Genomic DNA, 16,441 nt, shown 5'->3' with positions numbered 1-16,441 from the left:
CGAGAGATCGACATCGCGGGCAACACGTCGTCGGCCACGTCGTTCAGTTTCACGCTCGATACCTCGGCCGCCGCGCCTGGTGTCGCTCTGACCACCGACTCCGGCAGCAGCGCCACTGACCACATCACCAACATTGGTACGTTGAATCTCTCAGGCATCGAAACCGGCGCAACCGTTCAGTACAGCATCGATAACGGTGCGCATTGGAGTACGAGTTTCGGTGCCCTCGAAGGCGTGAACAATGTGCAGGTTCGACAGATCGACATCGCGGGCAACACGTCGTCGGCCACGTCGTTCAGTTTCACGCTCGATACCTCGGCTGCCGCGCCCGGCGTTGCGCTGACCACCGATTCCGGCAGTAGCGCCACCGACCACATCACCAACATCGGCACGCTGAACGTCACTGGCACCGAAACCGGCGCCACGGTTCAATACAGCGTCGACAACGGCGCGCACTGGAACACGAGCTTCAGCGCCGTCCAAGGCGTGAACAACGTCCAGGTTCGCGAGATCGATGTCGCGGGCAACATCTCGAATACCACGAGCTTCAGCTTCACGCTCGACACCGCCGCCCCGTCGACGCTGTCTTGGCAATTCGCTGGCCACGCGGTGACGGCCAACACCGACACGTCCGATGTCTGGAAAGTCCTGATCCACGACAACACGACCAACGCCGATTACACCGCGACGCAGCAAACCGCCGGAACCTGGACCTACTCGCAACAGAGCCTCAATCTCAACAAGGACTCCGTCACCGTGACGGAATGGGACACGGCGGGCAACTCGCTGTCGTCCACGCATGCGGCGCCCGCCGGGGTCGCCGGCTCGGCGATCAACCTGGCGCTCGCCGATCCGTCCGGCCACGCGCCCGACCTCGCGGTGACGATCGCCGGCATCCCGTCCGGCTGGACGCTGAACGCCGGCACCGACCTCGGTAACGGCGCATGGCTGGTGCCGACAGGCGACCTCGGCGCGCTCACCATCACGCCGGCCGCATCCTTCACCGGCGCCACCGTGCTCACGGTGACCGAAACCTGGACGGCCGCGGACGGCAGCCATGCGGCCGCCACGATCGCGGACAACGTCGAAGCGTACGCGGCCAACGCGCCGATCTTCGCATGGTCGGGCGACGACCAACTGACGGGGTCCGCCGGCCACGACCTGTTCGTCTTCTCGCAGCCGATCGGCAACGACACGCTGCACACGTTCGACCTCGCCGCCGACAAGATCGATCTCGTGGGCTTCACGGGCATCGCAAGCTTCAGCGACGTCCAGGCGCATCTGGCAGACGACGCGAACGGCAATGCGGTGATCACGCTGGGCGACGGCGCCACCATCACGGTAACGGGCGTGCATTCGGCCGACCTCACCGGCGACAACTTCGTGTTCGACCAGGAACCGGTCGTACAGAACGCCGGCACCATGACGGTGAGCGACGGCGCGATGCTGCCGATCGGCGGGACCGTGGAGAACACGGGCACGATCGCACTCGGTTCGACCGGCGACATCACCCGCTTCGAGATCCTCCCGAAGAGCGCGACGCTGGAAGGCGGCGGGCACGTGACGCTGTCCGACGACGGCCACAACGTCGTGTTCGGCAGCACGCCGGATGCCACGCTCGTGAACGTCGACAACACGATCACGGGTGCCGGCCAGATCGGCGCCGGCCAGCTGACGCTCGTCAACGAAGGAACGATCGTCGCCGACGGCGCCAACGCGCTCGTGATCGACACGGGCACGCACGCGGTCGCCAACGCCGGCACGCTCGAGGCGACGGGCAGCGGCGGCCTCGTGATCGAAAGCGCGGTGAACAACACGGGCAACCTGTGGGCCAACAACGGCAACCTGACGATCCACGGCGACGTGACGGGCGCCGGCAGCGCGACGATCAGCGGCAGCGCAACGCTCGAGTTCGGCGGCGCGTCCGCGGAAAACACGACGTTCGCCGATGGCGCCGCGGGCACGCTCAAGCTGGATCAGTCCGCCGGTTTCACCGGCACGGTCAGCGGCTTCGGCGCCGGCGACTCGCTCGACCTGACCGACGTGCTGTTCGGCGACCACACGACGCTGAGCTTCACGGCCAACGACACGGGAACGGGCGGCACGCTCACGGTCAGCGACGGCGCCCACACCGCGCAGGTCGCGCTTCAAGGCAATCTGTCGGGCGGCAGCTTCCAGCTCTCGCACGATCAGGGCAGCGGCACCGTGGTCACTTACGTGCCGCCGCCGCTGCCGCACGTTCAGGAGGTTTGAGCCGTTCGGAATACCCCGTGACCGACGTCCGACGGACGCACTCTCTTCCGGATCGTCGTTCGCGGCAGTGTGTATGATGTATCTGTCGCGATGGCCGGTCGCATGATCGCCGACATCGCGCAATGTTTGATCGTGCCCAGGGCTGGCTGCATACAACCGTCGGGCGACAGGAAACAGTCGATGAACAAGAACTGCCCTCTGCTTGCCGTGCTCGCATTCGCGTCAGCGCTCGCGGGCACCGCCGCGCCCGCCGCCGCGCAAAGCCTGCAGGAAGCGGTCGAGCAGGCGATCCGGACCAACCCCGAGGTCCTTGCCACGACATACAACAGGGAAGCGGCGGATCAAGGCCTGAAACAGGCGCGAGCCGGCTACCTGCCCCGTGTGGACGTCGACGCGGCGATCGGCAAGGAGCAGCGCGACGATGTCGAAACGCGTCTGCTCGGCCTGAACCGCACGACGTTCACGCACCGGACGGCCAGCGTGACGTTGTCGCAAATGCTGTTCGACGGTTTCGCGGTCAGGAGCGAAGTGGCGCGGCAACGGGCACGCATCGACTCGTCCGCGAATCGCGTCGCGTCAACCTCGGAGGACGTGGCGCTACGCGTGGTGGGCGCGTACCTGGAAGTCCTGCGTCGCCAGGAAACGGTCGCCGCCGCCACCGACAACCTGGAATCCCACCGCCGGATCCACGATCAGATCAAGCTGCGCAGCGACCGCGGCGTCGGCCGGCGCGCCGACCTTTACCAGGCGGAAAGCCGGCTGGCGCTCGCGCAGGACAACTTGCGCTCCGAGCAAAGCAACCTGAAAGACGCCGAAGTGGCCTACGCGCGGCTGGTGGGCGTGCCGCCGAACGGGCTCGTCAAGCCGGTCGCGCCGGAAGCCGCGCTGCCGCCGACGGAACGATTCGCGCTGGATACGGCGCTGGCGAACCACCCGTCCCTCGCGGCGGCCGAGGCGGACGTCGCGCAGGCCAATGCGCACTACGACGCGGCGAAGGCCGCACTCTGGCCGCGCATCGATCTGGAGCTGAGCGCGAGCCATGACCGCGACGGCGTGCTCGGTCCGACGAACGACCGCCGCGTGATGCTGCGGTTGCGCTACAACCTGTTTCAGGGCGGCGCCGACAAGGCGCATATCGGCGAAGCGCATGCGCAGATCCGGGAGGCCGAGGAAGACCGCAACCGCACGCGCCTGGAGATCGCGGAAGGCGAATCGCACGCCTACAACGCGTACGTCACCGCACGCGACCGGTTGGTCGTGCTCAAGCAGTACGTCGATTCCAGCGCATCGACGCGCGAAGCGTACCTGTTGCAGTTCGGCATCGGTCAACGTTCGCTGCTCGACCTGCTCAACGCGGAGAACGAGTATTACAGCGCGCGCATCGATTACATCAGCGGCCAGTACGCGGAAGTGGCGAGCGCGTACCGCGTGTTCGCCGGGATGGGGCAGTTGCTCGACACGCTGCACGTCGCGCGACCGGCGCAGGCGTGGGGCGCCGGCGGCGTGCAGCCGGCGGTGGCCTTCGACCGGCGCGCATCCGAGCCCGGCAAATGACGAGGCCCCGGGGTCGCCATCGCTCGCCCGGGGCCCTTCAGTCATCGACGTTGCCCGCGGTGTCGGGCATCGTCCGCATGCCCGACACCCGACGTTCAACGTCCGTCGCGCCGCATCAGAACTCATAGCCGGCGCCCACCACCGCACCGAAGTCCGAGCGCGTATTGCCCGTCACCGACGCCTTGACGACCCAGCGATTGCTCTCCGTCACGTACGAATATCCGGCCGCGAAGCCTTGCTGCCCGTGATAGTTCGACGTCGCCGCCGACACCATCGAGCGCCCGGCCCCCGTCGGCTGCGGCAAACCGGCCACCGCCATCGCCGACGCCACGCCGCCGTACATGTCCTTCTTCAGGTCGTTGAACGAGTTGTACACCTGTCCGATCCGCTGGTCGGTGTAGCCCTTCGCCTGCGTCGACGCGGCATTGAGGTTGTCGTTCAGCTGCTGCACGTTCACCGCGTCGGTCGGCGCCGTGCCGGCCGCCACGTTCGTGACCTGCCGTTCGTTGCCCTTCGCGCCGACCGAGAACGAATTATCGCGATCCGCAACCGAGCCTTGGCCGACCGCCACCGCGTTCTTGCCGGTTGCCGTCGCCGTCGAGCCGATCGAACCGGCATCGGCACGCGCGATCCACGTCGTGTTCGCATCGGTCGCCGCCGCCCGGATCTGGTCGTTGACCGCCGCCGTCTTCAGTCATCGCCACGCAGGACTGCCACTGTGGCCACCATCATTTCTCTTCCCGCATCGATGGCGTAAAGGTGATCCCTACCAGCAATCCTTCCGGCCCGATGAAGCGACTGACGGTCTGGCCCCACGGCTCATTCCGGTTCCTGACCAGCATCCGAAACCCTCGTGATTCAAGTTCTGCCGTAGCCACTTCGACGTTGTCGACATCAAACTCAATCCAGGCTTGTGGGATAGGTACGTCATGAGGCCACGAATCCGTGCCGAAGCACGACTGAGCGGCCTGAGAGAGCGGCCACAAGGCGAAAGTGTTTGCGCCTTTCAGACTCTCCGTATGGAGGTAGCCGCCTCTCTCTTCCTTGAAGGGGATACCGAAGGCCCGGCTGTAGAGATCGCGGCTTGCCTGGGCTTCAATCACAATCGGACCAAAGCCTGCGATGAACAAGGCCGTGGTTTTTGGGATCTCTTCCATGGCTTCTCCTTCGCCGCGAATGAGCGGCGCCATGAGGAACGAACATGTCCGCCCGCGCCCGTCGATCTGATGTGGCGGCAGTATTCATGCAACGCAGGGCATGGACGAGTGTAGGCCTGTTTCAGGTGACCGGCGGGCATCTCCGCCCGGCAGCGAACAGCGATCGGGCGGGTGCGTAGCGCTCGCGGCATACTGTGCGTCACGTCACAGGCGTACTGCTGACGCTCGATTGCCCCTTTCCGGCTTTGGTCGAGCGGCCGTAGAGGCCGAAAACCGACTCCCTACCCTGCACTCCCAGGAAATCTGCGAAGAACCCGTTTTTCCATCGAGACCATGAAAATCCGTCGCTTCGTTCCGTTGCTGGCGCTCGCCGCCGCGCCCACCGCCCACGCCGCCGACAGCCAGCCTTGCGGCGACGATACCGTCACGGCCGTCGCCCGCTGGGCCGGCATCGCCAGCGCACGCATCGCCACGCGCGACACGAACCGGCTCGTCGTCGCGTCGGCGTGCAAAGTCATGCCGAACGCGCCGGGCACGACGATCGCGGCCGTGGCGTTCGATTCGCTTCCGAAAAGCAAGAACCCGGACGACAGCGCCAAGCTGCAGGTCGTCGCGCTGGTCGAGGGCGGCAAGGTCGTGGCGGCCGAGCGGACAGTGGTCCAGGAAGATGCGGCGACGGAGATCGACGAGAACAGCTATCGGATCGACACGGCGCCCTACCGGCTATCGCCCGACGTGCGCGCGTTCGGTGTCGTGTTCACGAGCAGCGCGCGCGGGCCGAGTTGCCCCGATGCCAGCGCGAGCGAGGAACTGACGCTGTGGGTACGTGAAGGCACCCGCATCCGCCCGGTGTTCGGCACCAACCTCTACGGCTGGGTCAGCAGCGAAGGCACGGCCTGCGGCGCCGGCGTCGGCGATGCGCGCAGCGAGGACGCACGCATGACGATCGCCGTCGAGAAAACGTCGAGCCACGGCTTCGCGGACTTGTCGATCACGGCCCGCATCACGAAGACGCAGCGCAAGGACGGCGAATATTCGGACACGGGCAAGCGAACGGCGCGCACGGTCGTGCGTTACGACGGCAAGTCGTATGGCATCGACATGTTCCGAACCTTCTGGTATCCGCCTTCGGCGATGAAGTGACGCAGCGGCCGCGTCGCACTGCCCTGCACGCTTGCTCGCCGTCGACCTACTCCACCACCTTCGGCCCGATCGTGTCCGTCGCCACCGGCCCGAGCAACGCATCGTCGCGCACACGTCGCGCCTCGCGCGCCGTATACCGATCCTTCAACCTCAGGAACGGCTTTTCGACGAGAAAATAACTGGCCGTCGCGGCCAGCAGCGCCCACACGATGCCAAGCGGAAACGCATGCGCGACCGGCAGGGCCGGGTTCGCGAACGGCTGCTGCCACAGATAAAGGCTGAACGAGATCGTGCCGACGAACACGACCGGCCTCGCGCGTAGCCAGCGCGCACACCAGAACTCGCTGCGGAAATTCAGCACGACGATCACGATCGCGATCAGCGCGGCTTCGAGCGTCACACCGTACGTCGCATTCCAGAAGCCGCCGAGCCGATGCTCGGCGAGCGGCATGCCGAGCAGCACGATAAAGACAATCGCCGTCACGATCCGAGTCTCGCCGCGCCACGAGCGGATCCACGCTTCGAGCCGTTCGCGGTTGAGCGCCGCATAGCAGCCGATCAGGATCGAATCGACGCCCGTGTGGAGCATCATCGCGAGCTGCCCGCGCAGCGCCGGCGCAGCGAAATACGTGAAGGTGCGCACCAGCGGCACGATCAGGATCAGCGCGGCCAGCCAGCGCGTGCCGCCGCGGCGGGCGCCGTACACGAACAGCAGCGGCCAGAACCAGTAGAACTGCTCCTCGAGCGCGAGCGACCAGAAATGGCCGAGATACCACGCGCCGTCCGGATGCAGCGCTTTGTCGCCGGTCAGCCCGAACCACGCCGAGTAATTCCACAGGTGCAGCGCGGCATACAGCCACTGCCGGCGATCGACGTCGAACCAGCCGGCGAAGGCCACGATCGCGACCGCCGCGAGATAGACATAGCAGGCCGGCCAGATCCGCAGCGCGCGGCGCACGTAGAACGACGTCAGCGCGATGCCGCCCGTGCGCGCGAACTCGGCGCGCAGCACGTTGGTGATCAGGAAGCCGCTGAGGACGAAGAAGATCAGCACGCCGAGCCGGCCGTCGGCGATCAGCCGCAACGGCGCGAACCAGCCCGTGTAGCCGCCCGGCAGCATGTGCTCGGCATGGCCGACGACAACCATCGTCACCGCGACGGCGCGCAACCCGGTCAACTGCGTGACGCGATGGTTCATCGGCTGGTTCCCGTTGGCACGGTAAAGGAGCAGGAGATAGGCCGGTGCCCCGATTCGGCGACACCGATATGCCGCCGGGATTTTGTATGAAAAATATCGGAATGAAATTACTTCAAAAATCCCGGGGCGGACACCGGCGACGGCGCACACCGTGGCGAGCCGACGTCCGCGGCGGCGAATGGGCATAATGACAAGCCTTGTCCGGCGGCGGCCGGTCCGATGCCCACGCAACGAGTTTTTTTGCGGCGCCGCAATATCCACCGTGCCGTGCCCCGCCCGCACACCGGCCCGCGCCTCGTCCGCCTCCTGTCGACCCTCACCCGGAGCCTGTCTGTGTACCCACCGATCGAACCCTACGCCCACGGCCACCTCGACACCGGCGACGGCCATCTCATTTACTGGGAACGCTGCGGCAACCCGGCCGGCAAGCCCGCCGTGTTCCTGCACGGCGGCCCCGGCGCGGGCTGCAGCCCCGACCATCGCCGCCTGTTCGACCCGGAGCGCTACGACATCCTGCTGTTCGACCAGCGCGGCTGCGGGCGCTCGACGCCGCATGCGAGCCTCGAGAACAACACGACGTGGCATCTGGTCGCCGACATCGAACGCCTGCGCGAGATGGTCGGCGCCGAGCAATGGCTCGTATTCGGCGGCTCGTGGGGCAGCGCGCTGTCGCTCGCGTACGCGGAAACGCATCCCGAACGCGTGAGCGCGCTGATCGTACGCGGCATCTTCACGATGCGGCGCGCGGAATTGCTGTGGTACTACCAGGAAGGCGCGTCGTGGCTGTTCCCCGACCTGTGGGAAGCGTTCCTTGCACCGATTCCGGAGGCCGAGCGCGGCGACCTGATGGCCGCCTACCATCGCCGGCTGACCGGCGGCGACGAAGCCGCGAAACTCGAAGCCGCGCGCGCATGGAGCATCTGGGAAGGCCGCACGATCACGCTGCTGCCCGATCCCACGCTCGCCGCGCACTTCGCGGACGGCCACTACGCGCTCGCGTTCGCGCGGATCGAAAACCACTACTTCGTCAACAAGGGCTTCGTCGAAGAAGGCCAGTTGCTGCGCGACGCGCATCGCCTCGCCGGCATCCCGGGCGTGATCGTGCAAGGCCGCTACGACATCGCAACGCCCGCGCGCACCGCATGGGACCTGTCGAAGGCGTGGCCGGACGCGACGTTCGAGATCGTGCCCGGCGCCGGGCACGCATACAACGAGCCGGGGATCCTGCAGGCGCTGCTCGCGGCAACAGACCGGTTCGCCGATTAATCAACACGACACACTCAACGCGGCGCGTGCGGCCATGCGTGCCGGCACGCGCCGCGCCGCCCGATCAAAATACGGTTTCGACGATGGTCCTGCCGCTGATCGCCCGCTCGACGAGCTGTTCGTCGCCGACCTTGCGGATCGCGTCGTCGAGCAGCCCTTCCGGCTCTTCGGTCGCCACCTTCAGCAGGCCCGACAGGCCGCGCGCGTCGAGCACCACCAGCGTCTCCATCGAATCCGCGCGGCTCACGAGCACGCGGCGCAACGCCGGCCCCGCGCCAAAGCTCGCGCAGAGCGCAATCGTCTCGCTGCCGAGCGTGTAGTCGAAGTTCTTGATCATGATCTGCCGCCGTTGCTGGGGAATGGCGAGGCGCGACGGCGCGGCGCCGTGACGTCGACGCACCCGCGCGTGCCGCCGGTGCCGGACCGAAGCTCGATCCGTTCGCCGGCAGGATCATGCTAGGCGTGCAGAATTAACGAAGACTTAAACGGCGAATCGCCCGGGCGGGCGGCATCGCGCGACATCACGGCGTGTCGAGCGGCTCGACCGTCACGCCGACCTTCAGCTCCTGATCCGCGCCGCCGCCGCGAATCACGCCGCGCAGCGGCGTCACGTCCGCATAGTCGCGGCCGATCGACAGCATCACGTAGTCGTCGCCCGGCGCGCGGTCGTTGGTCGGATCGAGCTGCAGCCAGCCGTTGTCCTCGGGCCACGCCGGGTCATACACCTCGACCCACGCATGCGACGCGTCGGCGCCGATCAGCCGCGGCTGCCCGGGCGGCGGCTGCGTGAGCAGATAACCGCTCACGTAACGCGCGGCCAGCCCGAGCGAGCGCAGCGCGCCAATCATCACGTGCGCGAAATCCTGGCAGACGCCCTTGCGCAGCCGCAGCGCATCGAGTGCCGACGTCGTGATGTCGGTGCTGTTCGGCGTGTATGCAAAATCGGCGTGCACGCGCCGCATCAGGTCCCATGCGGCCTGCACGAGCGGCCGCTGCGGCGTGAAGCTCGCGGCCGCATACGCGGCGAGTTCGACGTCGCACGCGACGTGCGGCGAAGCAAACACGAATTCGCTCGCCGCGTCGTAAGGCTGCCCCGCGCGGAACCGCAAGCGGTCGCGCACGGCTTCCCATGCGGTCGCCTGCTTTCCGTCGGGACGAGCGATCGCGGGCGGCGGCTCGCCGCGCACACCGAGCGACCACACGGGCGGCGTCACGCGCACCGTGCTGCGGCTGCGCACGAGCAGCGCGTCGTGCGGCTGGTTCAGCGCGAACGATGCGCGCGCGTTGCCGAACGCGTCGATCTCCGTGCAGATCGATTCCGGCGCGGGGTTGATGTCGAGCGAGAACGACAGCACCTGCTGGCGCGGCGTCGCGAGCGGTTGCAGGCGCGCCTGGTGCTGCGCCGATTCGACGCGCGCCGCGTACCGGTATTCGGTATCGTGCGTGACGCGCAGCAATCGGCCGGGCGCAATGGCGGCGGGTGCAGCAGGCGCGGCCGGCGCCGCTGCCTGTCGTCCGTTCCCGGAACCCGGCGGCGTTTTCGTCGTGCCTTTCGTCGTCACCATAGCGTCCTGCCCGCCTCGCGCACGTGGCTGAAATAACGCTCGCCGATCCGGTTCGACAGCTCCCAGACCGCCTTCGCCGTCGCATCGAGCATGCCGAGCAGCTTGTCGTGCCGGCCGCCGTCGGCGGTTTCGCACAGCTCGTGCAGCGACCACGCGGGCACGTCCGGAATCGTCTCGGCCAGCTCGGACAGTGCATAGCCTTCGCTGCGCTCGACCTTCGCCAGCCGGCCGCGCAGCGCCTGCACGACCCAGCCGAGCGAGCGCGGGTTGTCGGTATCGAGCACGACGAGCGACAGCAGCGGCGCGACGTCGAAGCCGCGCTGGAACCGCGAGCGGAACGTGATCGTGCTGTCGAACAGCTCCAGCACGAGCTCGAAGCCGTCCTGCCGGTACACGGCGCCTTCGTCGAACGCGAACTTCAGCACGCTGCACAGAAAGTCCAGCCGGTCGATCTGCCGGCCGATCGACAGCAGCCGCCAGCCGTCGTCGCGCGTCATGTGGTCGGTCTGCGCGCCCGTGATCGCGCCGAGCAGCAGGCCGAGGCGCTCCAGCAGCTGCAGCGCCTCGTTGCCGATCTGCTCGTCGGCTTCCGGATGGTCGGCGCTGTCCGCGAACAGTTGCGTCGCGTCGTCGATCAACCGCCACTGATCGCTCGACAGCCGTTCGCGAATCGCGGCGGCGGCGCCGCGCATCCCGAACAGGCATGACGCGATTCCCGACGTGCGATCCGCGCCGCGCGTCAGCGACGTCGCGAGCGCGTGCAGGAACGCGCGCGGCGCATCGACGGCGTTCGGCGCGTCGGCCGCGATCAGGCCCGTGTCGCGGCACAGCGTGTCGAGCAGTTCCAGGTGCGCGGGGCTGTCGACGTCGTCCTCGCCGCGCAGCCGTTCGAGCGCGGCGCGCGCGAGGCGCATCAGGTTGGTCGCGCGCTCGGTGTAGCGGCCGAGCCAGAACAGGTTCTCGGCCGCGCGGCTCGCGATCGCGCGCGGCCGCTCGACGAGGTCGTCCGGGCCGAGGGACGTTTGCAGCAGCGTCGTCGAATCGACGATGCCTTCGGTCATCACCCACGTATCGACGGTGCTGCCGCCGTGCGGCATCGGCGCGTTGAACAGCGTGTCGCGCGTGCCGACCCGCGACAGCCCGCCCGGCAGGAGCCGCCAGCGCTGCGCGCCGTCGGCGAGCGCGAACACGCGCAGCAGCAGCGGCTTCGGCACGATGCGCGCGCCGCCGTTGCCGTCGGGCGTGCCGTGCCCCGGCCAGGTCGGCGCCTGCGACAGCGGCAGGTCGGCCTGCACCGTGTAGTGTTCGGGCCGCGCGAGTATCCGCGCGCGCCAGTCGGCAAGCTGCGCCTGCGTGAGCCGCGCGCCGATCACCGGGTCGAACGGGCCGCCCGCCTGCACGTCGGCCGGATACGACGCCTTCACGATGCCGCGCGCGAGCTGCGGCAGCGCGTCGTCGCACGCGGCCGCCTCGCCGCACCACCACGAATGCACGGCCGGCAGCGTCAGCGTTTCGCCGAGCAGGCCTTCCGCGAGACGCGGCATGAAGCCGAGCATGGCTGGCGACTCGAGGAAACCCGAGCCCGGCGCGTTCGCGAGCAGCACGTTGCCCGCGCGCACGGCCTGCAGCAGCCCCGGCACGCCGAGCATCGAATCGGGCCGCAGTTCGAGCGGATCGAGCCACGCGTCGTCGACGCGCCGCAGGATGCCGTGCACGGGTTCGAGCCCGCGCAGCGTCTTCAGGAATACGCGGTTGTCGCGCGCGGTCAGGTCGCCGCCTTCGACGAGCGTGAGGCCGAGATAGCGCGCGAGATACGCATGCTCGAAATACGTCGCGCTGTGCGGCCCCGGCGTCAGCAGCACGATCCGCGAATTCCTGGCGGCCGGGCTGAGCGCCTGCATGCTCTGCAGCAGCGCGCGGTACGCGGACGCGAGCCGCTGCACGCGCAGCCCGCGAAACCCGCGCGGAAAGAGCCGCGACACGATCAGCCGGTTTTCGAGCAGATAGCCGAGCCCGGCCGCGCCCTGCGTGTGCTGCGCGACGATCCTCCATTGCCCGTCCGGGCCGCGCGCGAGATCGAACGCGACGACGTGCAGCCATGTATCGCCCGGCACGCGCGCACCGCGCATCGCGCGCAGGTAGCCCGGGTGGCCGGTCACGAGCGCGGGCGGCAGCAGCCCGCGCTGCAGGATCGTCTGCGGCCCGTACAGGTCGGCCATCGTCGCGTTGAGCAGCCGCACGCGCTGCAGCACGCCGCGCTCGATCGCGACCCAGTCCTCGGGCGTGACGATCAGCGGCAGCAGGTCGAGCGACCACGGGCCGGCCGCGCCGTCGCCGGCGCGCTGCTCGTGCAACTGGTAGAACAGGCCGTTCTCGCGCATGCGCCGGTGCAGCGCGTCGGCACGGCGATCGAGGTCGGCCACGCCGTCGCTGCCGATCGATGTGAAGAAACTGCGCCATGCGGGCGCGAGCGCAGGCGCGTTCAGGCCGGCCGCGCTGCCGCGCAGTTCGTCGTAACGGCCGGCGGCCGCCGGCGCCGCAAGCGCGGCGGCCAGTTCGGCGGCGTCCGGCTGCGCGCCGGTATCGAATAGCGTGGGCATCGCGTCGGGGTCGGCGAGATGGTCGGAGTAAATGGGCTGCACGGTGTCGTTTCGTCGTCAGGGCGCGGCCGCGCATGCACGCCGCCGCACCGGCGGCGGGCCGCGGCGCGCGGCCGCAATCTGCCCGCATCCTAGCATTCCGGCGGGGCCGCGATCGGCCGGCGCGCCGGGAAATCGCGAACCGCGCATCGTCGTCCGCCCCGTCATCGGCCGGTCACGGCCGCCGCAGATCGAGCGTGAACGGGAATTCGCGGCTCGGCGCGGCAGCCGACACGCTCATCCGCCCCGGCGTATGCCCCATCTCGACGAAGCGCGCGAGCCGGCGGCTCTCGGCCTCGTACGCATTGACGGGAAACGTCGCGTAGTTGCGCCCGCCCGGATGCGCGACGTGATAACGACAGCCGCCGAGCGAGCGCTGCAGCCACGTATCGACGATGTCGAACGTGAGCGGCGCGTGCACGCCGATGGTCGGATGCAGCGCCGACGGCGGCGCCCACGCCTTGTAGCGCACGCCCGCGACGTATTCGCCGACGGTGCCGGTCGGCTGCAGCGGCAGCGCGCGGCCGTTGACCGTCACGACGTGCCTGTTGTCGTTCAGCCCCGTCACGCGCACTTCGAGCCGTTCGACCGACGAATCGACGTAGCGCACCGTGCCGCCGGGCGCGCCCTCCTCGCCCATCACGTGCCACGGCTCCAGCGCGCCGCGCAGCGACAGCTGCATCCCGTTCACCGCGATCTGGCCGAACAGCGGGAAGCGGAATTCGAAGTGCGGCGCGAACCATGCCGGATCGAACGCGAAACCGGCGTCGCGCAGTTCGGCCAGCACGTCGTCGAAATCCATCTGAAGGAATGCGGGCAGCATGAAACGATCGTGCAGCGCGGTGCCCCAGCGCGTAAGCGGCGTCGTGTACGGCGCGGCCCAGAAGCGCGCGACCAGCGCGCGCAGCAGCAATTGCTGCACGATGCTCATCCGCGCATGCGGCGGCATCTCGAACGCACGCAGTTCGAGCAGGCCGAGGCGGCCGGTCGACGAATCGGGCGAATACAGCTTGTCGATGCAGAACTCGCTGCGGTGCGTATTGCCCGTCACGTCGATCAGCAGGTTGCGCAGCACGCGGTCGACGAGCCACGGCGGCATGTCCTGCCCGTAGAGCAGCTTGTTGCGCTGGATCTCGGCGAACGCAATGTCGAGTTCGTAGAGCTGGTCGTTGCGCGCCTCGTCGACGCGCGGCGCCTGGCTCGTCGGCCCGATGAAAAGCCCGGAGAACAGGTACGACAGCGACGGATGGTTGTGCCAGTACGAGATCAGGCTCGCAAGCAGGTCCGGGCGGCGCAGGAACGGGCTGTCGGCCGGCGTCGCGCCGCCGAGCACGAAGTGGTTGCCGCCGCCCGTGCCGACGTGACGGCCGTCGACCATGAACTTCTCGCTGCTGAGCCGCGACTGCCATGCGGCGTCGTACAGGAATTCGGTGTGATCGACGAGCTCGTCGAAGCTCGCGGCCGGATGGATGTTCACCTCGATCACGCCGGGATCGGGCGTCACCTGCAGCAGCTTCAGCCGTGCGTCGCGCGGCGGCGGATAACCTTCGAGCACGAGCTTCACGCCGAGCGCGTGCGCGGTCAGCTCGATCGCGCCGAGCAGTTCGAGATAATCCTCGAGCGCGGCGAGCGGCGGCATGAACAGGTACAGGATGCCTTTGCGCACTTCGACGCACAGCGCGGTGCGCGTGATCCACGCGGCCGATTCGAAGCGCTCGGGCCGGCGCTGCGGGTCGTGCGCATGCGCGGCATGCCGCCCGCTGGCCGTGTCGTCGCCGCGCCATTGCATCACGGTCTGCGCGGACGCTTCGCGATGCACGCCGGACAGGTAGCGCGGCGCGTCGGCCGGGCCCGCGTAGCGCGCGCGGATGGCGGCGGCTTCCGGCAGCGCGGCGCGCGGCGCGAACGGATCGCGCTCGACCAGGTACGGATGGTCGGCGCGGGCGGCCCACGGCAGCGAATCGAGCGGCAGCCGATAGCCCATCGGCGAATCGCCGGGCACGAGGTACATCCGCTCGTCGCGGAAGAACCACGGGCCCGTCTGCCAGCGCGGCCCGTCGAGGCCCGGCCGATGGCGGCCCCGCTCGTCGTCCGTACGCTTGACCGGCAGCACGTAGCCGACCACGCTGTCGAGCTGCTGCTCGAACACCTTGCGCAGCCGCGCGCGTTCGAGCTCGTCGTCGAGGCGCGAGTCGAACGGATCGACGTTGACGGGCAGCCGGCGTTCGCGCCACAGGTAATACCAGACGTCCTCGTAGCCGGGGCGGATGAATTCGTCGGTCAGGTTCAGCCGCGCGGCCAGCGCGTCGATGAAGCGTTTCGCGTCGTCGGTCGTATACGCGGACGGCTCGCGCTCGTCGGCGAACAGCGACGGATCGTGCCATACCGGCTGGCCGTCCGCGCGCCAGAAGATCGACAGCGCCCAGCGCGGCAGTTGCTCGCCCGGATACCACTTGCCCTGCCCGAAATGCAGGAAGCCGCCGTCGCCGTATTCGGCGCGCAGCCGCTGCACGAGCTCGGTCGCATAGCCGCGCTTGGTCGGGCCGAGCGCATCGGTGTTCCATTCGGCGCCGTCGCGATCGTCGATCGACACGAAGGTCGGCTCGCCGCCCTGCGTGAGCCGCACGTCGCCGGCCGCCAGCGCGCCGTCGACCTGCGTGCCGAGCGTGCGCACGGCATCCCACTGCGATTCCGTATACGGCTTCGTCACGCGCGGCGATTCGTACACGCGCGTCACGGCCATCTCGTGCTCGAACGACACCTCGCATTCGTCGATCAGCCCTTCGACCGGCGCGGCGCTGGTCGGCTGCGGCGTGCACGCGAGCGGGATATGCCCTTCGCCGGCAAGCAGGCCCGACGTCGGATCGAAGCCGATCCAGCCGGCGCCCGGCAGGTAGACCTCGCACCACGCGTGCAGGTCGGTGAAGTCGACCGACGTGCCGCTCGGGCCGTCGAGCGATTTCACGTCGGGCGTGAGCTGGATCAGGTAGCCCGACACGAAGCGCGCGGCGATGCCGAGATGGCGGCAAAGCTGCACGAGCAGCCATGCGCTGTCGCGGCACGAGCCGGATGCGAGTTTCAGCGTCTGTTCGGGCGTCTGTACGCCCGGCTCCATCCGCACGAGGTAGCCGATGTCGTGCTGAAGCTGCTGGTTCAGCGCGACGAGGAAGTTCACGGTGCCGGCCGGCGTGCGGTCGACGCCATCGACATACGCGCGGAACAGCGGCGACGCACTCGTCTGCGGATCGCATACGAGATACGGCGCGAGCTCGGTCTTCAGCGCGTCGTCATAGTCGAACGGATATTGCTCCGCGCTCGCTTCCAGGAAGAAGTCGAACGGGTTGTACACCGACATCTCGGCGACGAGATCGATCGTGATCTCGAAGTACTCGGTGCGCTCCGGAAACACGAGCCGCGCGAGATAGTTCGAGAACGGGTCCTGCTGCCAGTTGATGAAGTGCTGCGCGGGCTCGACCGTCATCGAATACGCGAGGATCGGCGTCCGGCAGTGCGGCGCGGGCCGCAGCCGCACGACCTGCGGGCCGAGGTTGACGAGCCGGTCGTAACGGTAGCGGGTGGTGTGATGCAGCGCGACGTGGATGGACATGGGAGCTCGATTCGGGTTGGATCGGCCGCGCGCGCCGCGTCGCTGTCGACGCGGCGGCC

At 68.4% G+C, this 16,441-nt stretch carries 10 protein-coding genes and 1 pseudogene; 4 read left to right on the top strand and 7 right to left on the bottom strand.

Annotated elements, in window-relative coordinates:
* Positions 1 to 2,253, top strand: a 2,253-nt coding sequence (locus AC3WLY_RS30980) for a beta strand repeat-containing protein (RefSeq protein WP_492310683.1), incomplete at its 5' end; no start/stop codon positions are given.
* 180 nt (positions 2,254 to 2,433) lie between these two features.
* Complete coding sequence (locus AC3WLY_RS30975; protein WP_175958876.1) at positions 2,434 to 3,807, top strand: TolC family outer membrane protein; 1,374 nt, start codon at positions 2,434 to 2,436, stop codon at positions 3,805 to 3,807.
* Between the two features lie 115 nt (positions 3,808 to 3,922).
* On the opposite strand, the pseudogene AC3WLY_RS30970 reads toward AC3WLY_RS30975, so the two are convergent.
* Both AC3WLY_RS30970 and AC3WLY_RS30965 read right to left on the bottom strand, forming a co-directional pair.
* Positions 3,923 to 4,501 (bottom strand): annotated as a pseudogene (locus tag AC3WLY_RS30970) (YadA family autotransporter adhesin); the annotation flags it as partial.
* A gap of 34 nt (positions 4,502 to 4,535) precedes the next feature.
* Entirely contained in the window at positions 4,536 to 4,964 is a 429-nt protein-coding gene (locus tag AC3WLY_RS30965; RefSeq protein ID WP_310143551.1) for a VOC family protein, read from the bottom strand.
* Between the two features lie 333 nt (positions 4,965 to 5,297).
* Between AC3WLY_RS30965 and AC3WLY_RS30960 the strand changes: the two genes are divergently transcribed.
* Positions 5,298 to 6,107: a PA3715 family protein gene (locus AC3WLY_RS30960; protein WP_175958874.1), complete on the top strand. Its 810-nt coding sequence runs from the start codon at positions 5,298 to 5,300 to the stop codon at positions 6,105 to 6,107.
* Between the two features lie 46 nt (positions 6,108 to 6,153).
* Here the strand turns inward: AC3WLY_RS30960 and AC3WLY_RS30955 are convergent, their stop codons facing one another.
* Complete coding sequence (locus AC3WLY_RS30955; RefSeq protein WP_492310682.1) at positions 6,154 to 7,305, bottom strand: acyltransferase family protein; 1,152 nt, start codon at positions 7,303 to 7,305, stop codon at positions 6,154 to 6,156.
* A 333-nt stretch (positions 7,306 to 7,638) separates the two neighbouring features.
* On the opposite strand from AC3WLY_RS30955, the gene pip reads away from it, so the two are divergent.
* Positions 7,639 to 8,571 carry a prolyl aminopeptidase gene (gene pip / locus AC3WLY_RS30950; RefSeq protein ID WP_492310681.1) on the top strand — a complete coding sequence of 311 codons (933 nt, stop codon included), beginning with the start codon at positions 7,639 to 7,641 and terminating at the stop codon, positions 8,569 to 8,571.
* 64 nt (positions 8,572 to 8,635) lie between these two features.
* Here pip and AC3WLY_RS30945 read toward each other — a convergent pair whose 3' ends face one another.
* From AC3WLY_RS30945 to AC3WLY_RS30930, 4 genes are all read right to left on the bottom strand, one after another.
* A complete protein-coding gene (locus AC3WLY_RS30945; RefSeq protein ID WP_492310680.1) occupies positions 8,636 to 8,908 on the bottom strand; it encodes a hypothetical protein in 273 nt (90 codons plus the stop codon).
* Between the two features lie 184 nt (positions 8,909 to 9,092).
* Positions 9,093 to 10,136, bottom strand: coding sequence for a transglutaminase family protein (locus AC3WLY_RS30940; protein WP_492310679.1), 1,044 nt, complete (start codon positions 10,134 to 10,136; stop codon positions 9,093 to 9,095).
* On the bottom strand, positions 10,130 to 12,736 hold the full coding sequence (locus AC3WLY_RS30935) for a circularly permuted type 2 ATP-grasp protein (protein WP_425130832.1): 2,607 nt from the start codon (positions 12,734 to 12,736) through the stop codon (positions 10,130 to 10,132). The genes AC3WLY_RS30940 and AC3WLY_RS30935 overlap by 7 nt, the downstream gene beginning before the upstream one ends.
* A 214-nt stretch (positions 12,737 to 12,950) precedes the next feature.
* Positions 12,951 to 16,382, bottom strand: coding sequence for a transglutaminase family protein (locus tag AC3WLY_RS30930; protein ID WP_310143563.1), 3,432 nt, complete (start codon positions 16,380 to 16,382; stop codon positions 12,951 to 12,953).
* Between the last annotated feature and the right edge of the window lie 59 nt (positions 16,383 to 16,441).

This window comes from Burkholderia sp. FW306-1C-G01B (assembly GCF_058781685.1).
This window is presented reverse-complemented; position numbering and strand designations above follow the sequence as displayed.

Coding starts and splice junctions, on each gene's coding strand:
- AC3WLY_RS30940 (WP_492310679.1), bottom strand. CDS start 10,136: ATGGTGACGACGAAAGGCACGACGAAAACGCCGCCGGGTTCCGGGAAC.
- AC3WLY_RS30960 (WP_175958874.1), top strand. CDS start 5,298: ATGAAAATCCGTCGCTTCGTTCCGTTGCTGGCGCTCGCCGCCGCGCCC.
- AC3WLY_RS30975 (WP_175958876.1), top strand. CDS start 2,434: ATGAACAAGAACTGCCCTCTGCTTGCCGTGCTCGCATTCGCGTCAGCG.
- AC3WLY_RS30965 (WP_310143551.1), bottom strand. CDS start 4,964: ATGGAAGAGATCCCAAAAACCACGGCCTTGTTCATCGCAGGCTTTGGT.
- AC3WLY_RS30935 (WP_425130832.1), bottom strand. CDS start 12,736: ATGCCCACGCTATTCGATACCGGCGCGCAGCCGGACGCCGCCGAACTG.
- AC3WLY_RS30945 (WP_492310680.1), bottom strand. CDS start 8,908: ATGATCAAGAACTTCGACTACACGCTCGGCAGCGAGACGATTGCGCTC.
- AC3WLY_RS30955 (WP_492310682.1), bottom strand. CDS start 7,305: ATGAACCATCGCGTCACGCAGTTGACCGGGTTGCGCGCCGTCGCGGTG.
- AC3WLY_RS30930 (WP_310143563.1), bottom strand. CDS start 16,382: ATGTCCATCCACGTCGCGCTGCATCACACCACCCGCTACCGTTACGAC.